The organism is Desulfurobacteriaceae bacterium, from assembly GCA_039832905.1.
Lineage (GTDB): Bacteria > Aquificota > Aquificia > Desulfurobacteriales > Desulfurobacteriaceae > Desulfurobacterium.
This window is the reverse complement of record JBDOLX010000085.1, coordinates 1-5,815: the sequence shown is the minus strand read 5'-3', so window position 1 is coordinate 5,815 and position 5,815 is coordinate 1. Positions and strand designations below refer to the sequence as shown.

General features: G+C 34.2%; 5 protein-coding genes. 3 read left to right on the top strand and 2 right to left on the bottom strand.

All coding sequences use genetic code 11. From position 1 onward, the window contains the following. Nucleotides 1-145: 145 nt before the first annotated feature. From ftsY to rmuC, 3 genes are all read left to right on the top strand, one after another. Nucleotides 146-1,579: a signal recognition particle-docking protein FtsY gene (ftsY, locus tag ABGX27_06075; GenBank protein ID MEO2069064.1), complete on the top strand. Its 1,434-nt coding sequence runs from the start codon at nucleotides 146-148 to the stop codon at nucleotides 1,577-1,579. Between the two features lie 235 nt (nucleotides 1,580-1,814). Then, nucleotides 1,815-2,018 (top strand): hypothetical protein, encoded by a 204-nt coding sequence (locus ABGX27_06070; GenBank protein ID MEO2069063.1) that lies wholly within the window; start codon nucleotides 1,815-1,817, stop codon nucleotides 2,016-2,018. A 238-nt stretch (nucleotides 2,019-2,256) separates the two neighbouring features. Further along, nucleotides 2,257-3,417, top strand: a complete 1,161-nt coding sequence (rmuC, locus tag ABGX27_06065; GenBank protein MEO2069062.1) for a DNA recombination protein RmuC — start codon at nucleotides 2,257-2,259, stop codon at nucleotides 3,415-3,417. Nucleotides 3,418-3,421: 4 nt separating this feature from the next. Here rmuC and ABGX27_06060 read toward each other — a convergent pair whose 3' ends face one another. Further along, entirely contained in the window at nucleotides 3,422-4,618 is a 1,197-nt protein-coding gene (locus ABGX27_06060; protein ID MEO2069061.1) for an ABC transporter permease, read from the bottom strand. 3 nt (nucleotides 4,619-4,621) lie between these two features. Then, the coding region (locus tag ABGX27_06055) for an ABC transporter permease (GenBank protein ID MEO2069060.1) at nucleotides 4,622-5,815 on the bottom strand (1,194 nt) is incomplete at its 5' end.

Below are 5,815 nucleotides of genomic sequence, written 5' to 3'. Positions count from 1 at the left end.
AAAAGGGAATATTTGGAAGTGACAAAACAGATGTTCTTTTTATTACCAAAGATACTATAGAGAGTCTAGTTGGTTCTAAAGAAGAAGTAGCTTTAGAAATTGCCAAATTGATTTTCAAAAAATTTTTTGAAAGGAGATAAGAAAGATGTTTGGATTTTTTAGAAGAAGGAAACGTTCCCTAGAGGACGAACTAAAGGAGAATCCTAATCAACCGGAAAAATGGGTAAAACTTGCAGAAGAGAACGAACAAAAAGCTCCTTTAGCTCTTATTAATGCTCTCATTTATAGCAACGGAGAACTTATAGAGGTAGTTACTAAGAAGATAAAGAACCTTGCAATCTTTAGAGAGATAGAAGGTCATATTCCTAAAGTAGAGGAAAAACTTGGCAAAGAATATTCCTCATTCTTAATGGGACTTGTTGAGGAATATAAAGGTAATCTTCAAAGGGCAAGAAACCTTTACGACGTTGCAAGAAACAGCCAAAACAAAAATTTAGCTTTTCTTTCAAGTTATTACATAGCATCTATTTATATAAAAGAGGAACTTTTTGATCTTGCTTATAAAACTTTAAAAGAGATAGAAGGTGCCGTTCCTGAAAACTACAAACTAGAGTTTATGGTCAAAAAGAGAGAACTTGAAGAAAAGTTAGGACTTAGTGGCTCCAAGATTTTAAAAACATTCAAAGAAGGACTTAAAAAAACAAGAGATGCGTTAGGGTTATCTTCCTTTAGAGGAAGAAAAATAGACGAGAGCCTTTTTGAGGAACTAGAGGAAAAACTTATCTTGGCAGATGTTGGAGTTAATACCACTTTAGAACTTGTAGATTATCTAAGAGAAGAAGCTAAGAAAAGAAAAATTAAAACTTCTGATGAGCTCCTCGAGATACTAAAAGAAAAACTAAAAGAAAAACTCTCAAAATGTAAAGGAGAGTTAGCAATTAGCGAAAAGCCTTCAGTTATTTTAGTTCTTGGAGTAAATGGTGTAGGAAAGACAACAACCATTGGAAAACTTGCAAAACAGTTAAAGGATTCAGGTCTTTCTGTCGTTCTTGCAGCAGCAGATACTTTTAGGGCAGCAGCTATTGAACAGCTTGAGGTTTGGGCTGAAAGGGCAGGAGTAAGAATTATAAAAGGACAGGAAGGAACCGATCCTGCAGCTGTTGTTTTCGATGCAATCCAAAGCGTTAAAGCTAAAGGGGATGATGTTTTAATAGTTGATACGGCAGGAAGACTTCACAACAAAGATAGATTGATGAAGGAAATCCACAAAATCAAAAAGGTAATAGCCAGAGAGTTTCCTGGACAACCTGCAGAAATTTTGCTGGTTCTTGACGCAAATACAGGACAAAACGCTATTTCTCAGGCAAGGGCTTTTAAAGAAATTACCGACGTAACTGGTATAGCTCTTACAAAACTTGATGGAACAGCAAAAGGTGGAATAGTAATTGCAATCTGCAACGATCTTAAGATACCTATTAAGCTTGTGGGAATAGGAGAAAGGATAGAGGATTTAAGAAAGTTTGATCCAGAGGAATTTATAGAAGGACTTTTTGAAGGAAATGAAGATGAGGAAACTTAGAGTTTCTAAGAAAGAACTTGAAATAATAAGGAAAACTGCCGGAGGAGTTTTTAGGGAAGGAATAGAAATTCTGCTAAAAAAGGAGGAGATATAGATATTTTCGTTAAGTCTGAGAGAGAAATTAAGGTAAGTGATAAACTTTCCTTTCTTGCAAAATTAGAACTAAAAGGCATTGATCCTTCGACTACACCAAAGGACACCACTTAGAAGCTTTTGAAAAAGGAGCAAGAGTCTTATGATTAAAGATACCATTAGAATTTCAGAGATTCATATTGATAGACTTAAGAAAGCTTTAGAAGAGATAGAAAAACTTGGAAATATAGAAAGTATTGACCTAAATAATTTTGAGGTGATGAAAACCGTTGATACTTTTGTTTTCCGATTTATGAAACTACAAGATTATGTAGGATCACTGTGGAAGATTATGCTGATACTATGAGTTTTGTTAATGTTCTTGACAAACTGGAAAAATTATAAATTGTAAACGTTACTGAAGAATGGTTAAAGATTAAGAAACTTAGAAACAAGCTTGATCATGAGTATCCTGACGAACTGAAAGAAATAAGAGGGGATTTAAAGGAAACTATATAGAAGTTTTGGAACAAACGGTAGAGAGAATAAAGAAGTATTTAGAAGAGAAAAAATTGGCACTTTAAATCTCTTTGGGAGGATATACAATGGGGGTTTCCTTCCCTGATATTTTGACTTTAACAGGTATCTTAGTTGTTGCTGTTATTACAATTCTAATCTACAGAAAATTGCAGACTCCAACATCCTTAGAAGAACTCATTGAGATTAGAGAGAAAATAAATCATGATAATGAAGAAATTAGGAAAGTTCTAGATGAGCTTAGAAATAAACTTCAAACATTAGAGTATGAATTTGAAACAAAAGTAGTAAAAAATGTGGCTCAAGACTTAAACAATACTAAAGAAAGTATAGTTTCTCAATTATTGGATTTAAAAGAAAACGTTCACGAAATGTCGGAGAAAAATACTAACTTGTCGTTTGAAACAAAGCAAAAACTGTTAGAAATGGAGAATAAAATAAACAAGACTATAAGAGATATTTCTGACTCTATTTCTAAAAGCATTTCTGAGCTTTACGAAAAGCTTGGAAGAGTAAGTAGTCAACTTGAAACAATGGAGAAACTTGCTATTGAAGTGCAAACTCTCCAAAACATCTTAAGACCTCCAAAGCAAAGGGGGATTTTCGGTGAAGCTCTTCTAGAAAATCTTATAAAAGAAGTTTTCCCAAAAGATAGGTACAGATTTCAGTATCCATTGGGAACAAATAAAGTGGATGCAATTTTAGTTATAGATGGTAAGCTTCTTCCCATAGATTCAAAATTTCCTTTAGATAACTTTCTGAAGGTATTAGATGGTAAAAGAAATAAAAAAGACCTTATTAATGATATAAAAAAAATGATAGATGACATATCCGAAAAATATATAAAACCGGCAGAGTGCAACACTACAAATTTTGCTTTTATGTACATACCTTCGGAAAGCGTTTGGTATGAGACATTCATTTTAGAACCTGAAGTATATAAATATGCAATCGACAAAAGAGTTTTTCCTGTTTCTCCTAATACCTTTATGAGCTACTTACATGTAATCCTTGAAGGTCTTAAAGCATTTGAAATAGAACAAAATGTGGAACAAGTTATTTCCGAAATGAATTCTCTCAAAAACGAAATAGAAAAAGCAGTCAAGGAATACACTATACTGGAAACACACCTTAATAAGGCTCTTAAAAAGGTGAACGCTACCAAGCAGTTCTTACAAAACATCCATGATAAGATCGATTCATTTGGAGAAAGCAACTCTATAAGTTAGTGTTTTAAGAATCTTTTAAAATCTCTTTCGGTTCAAAAGATGTTGCTCTGAGTGCAGGATAAATGCCCGAAATTAAACCTATTATTATGGAAAGAGAGGAAGATACAACTATTCCCTTTACTGGAATAAAGGTTTCCCAGCCGGCCACTTTTGATATTAAAGTCACAAGTAACGTAGCAACAAATATTCCAAAAACAGCACCTACTAAAGAAAGAACCGTTGACTCAAGGAGGAACTGCTTGAAAATGTCAATCTTTGTAGCACCAAAAGCCCTTCTTACTCCGATTTCAACAAGTCTTTCGTGAACAGATAAAGTCATAACGGCCAGTATTCCGAGAGCTCCAACGCTAAAGGCTATAACAGAAACTATTATTGAAAGTTTTGAAAAGATCTCCATTGCTTGCTTTCTCGTATTTGCAACATCTTCGTATTTACTAACCGTGAAGTCTTTTTTGCCGTGTCTTTTCAAAAGTAAAGTTTCCACTTCTTTTTTGGTTTCGTCTATTAAATCTTCAGAAGCCGGTAAAACGTAAATTCCATCAATGTAATCAACGTTTGAAATTCTTTTCATCGCTGAAGAAATAGGTATGTAAACCCTAGTATCAAGGTTTTCTCCACTTAAGTCCGTTCCTTTCTCTTCCATAACTCCAACAATCTTGTAAGGTGCGTTAAATAGGTAAATATTTTTTCCAACTGGACAGTCTTCCTTGTAAAGACTTCTTGCAACCTCTATTCCTATTACTGCCACTTGCGATATGTTTTCCACCTCATCCTTTTTTAGAAACCTTCCACAAAAAGGATGATAATCAGCAATACGTTCAAAGTCCGGAACTACTCCGTAAACATCTGAAGTAATAGACTTTCCACCAAAATGAACGTTTGGATTAACCTTCTTATAAGGAGAAACCAAAGAAACAGTAGGGCACTTTTCGTTTATAGCTTTTGCATCGTCTAAGGTTAACGTTGGATAAAAAGAAAGTTGAATGGTTCTTCCTCCCAAATTTTTAACGTCTCCTGGAATTATGACAAGAACATTTGCCCCAAGATTTCCAAGTGTTTTTAAAATCTTTTGCTTCATAGCTCCTGTGATACCCATCATGAGAGTAAGAGAAAAAACACCAATTGCTATTCCAATAACCGAAAGAACCATCCTTCTTTTGTTTTCCTTAAAGTAAGAAAGTAAAGTTCTTACAGCCGTCATGGTTTATACCTTCGTTCTTAAAGCTTTTACAGGTTCTATTAAAGAGGCCTTCTTGGCAGGAAAGTACGCTGCAAAAATCGCAACAATAACAGAAAAGATACTTGCAATAATAAAGGCTTTTATAGGGTAAACTTCTGGAACTTTTAAAAGTGGCATTATGTAGTGAACTGCCAAAAATCCCAAACCACTACCGATAATTAATGCAACTAACGAAATAATGAGACTTTCTGCTAAAAATCTTAAAAGAATGTCTCTTCTCGTTGCACCTAACGATCTTCTTAGGCCGATTTCCCATTCTCTAACTTTTACGTTTATGTAAAAGATGGAAGAAAGAACAAAACCTCCGACAACTAAAGCAGTCGTCGATGCAATTCCTAAAAAGAGTGCTAAACTTGCTGAAAGCATAGATAAAAACTTTTTAACAACAACAGGGGTAATCACCGTAAATTCGTCTGCCTCATGGTGTCTCAAAAGAATAGCTTTTGTTTCTTTCACTATTTCATCGTAAGACCTCATATCAAGAACTCTAAACCTTATGAGAGTAATTCTGTTAAAAGTTTTTTCTACCACCTTGTCAAAAACTTTGTAAGGAATGAATACTCTGTTATCAAGGTTGTGTCCATTAGGGGTTTTTCCCTTCTTCTTGTAAACACCAATGATTTTAAAAGGAGTTTTTCCTATCAAAATTGTTTTCCCTATAGGGTTTTGGTTTGGAAAGAAGAAATCGCTAACATCATGTCCAACAACGGCTACTTTTCTTAAATTCTTAAAGTCTTCTTCTGTAAATCCTCTTCCAATTTCTATTCTGTAGTCCCACGAAAGAAGCCAGTTTTCCCCTACTCCAAAAACTGCAGAAAACTTTGAAGTTTCTATACTTGAAATAGTCATAGGTTTTACTATCCCATAAGTTAGAGCAAAAATTCCCTCAAGCCTTGATATTTCTTTGACATCGTCCAGTGTTAAGTTTTTCATTCCACTACGGGGACCTTTCCCAATAGCACCTGAAATAATAAAAACAGAATCTGGCCCAAGTTTTTTAATAACTTTATTCGCCTGTAAACTGCTGCCCTCAATAGCAGAAACTATAAGAACAACAGAAGAGACTCCAAAAACAATCCCTAAAAATGCAAAAAAGGTTCTAAGCTTGTTATGAACTAAAGACAATAGCAAATCTTTTAAAAGTATCCTTAACATAGC

What these genes read in the sequence shown, in the direction of transcription:
- ftsY (MEO2069064.1), top strand. Translation starts at nt 146, where the DNA reads ATGTTTGGATTTTTTAGAAGAAGGAAACGTTCCCTAGAGGACGAACTA.
- ABGX27_06060 (MEO2069061.1), bottom strand. Translation starts at nt 4,618, where the DNA reads ATGACGGCTGTAAGAACTTTACTTTCTTACTTTAAGGAAAACAAAAGA.
- rmuC (MEO2069062.1), top strand. Translation starts at nt 2,257, where the DNA reads ATGGGGGTTTCCTTCCCTGATATTTTGACTTTAACAGGTATCTTAGTT.
- ABGX27_06070 (MEO2069063.1), top strand. Translation starts at nt 1,815, where the DNA reads ATGATTAAAGATACCATTAGAATTTCAGAGATTCATATTGATAGACTT.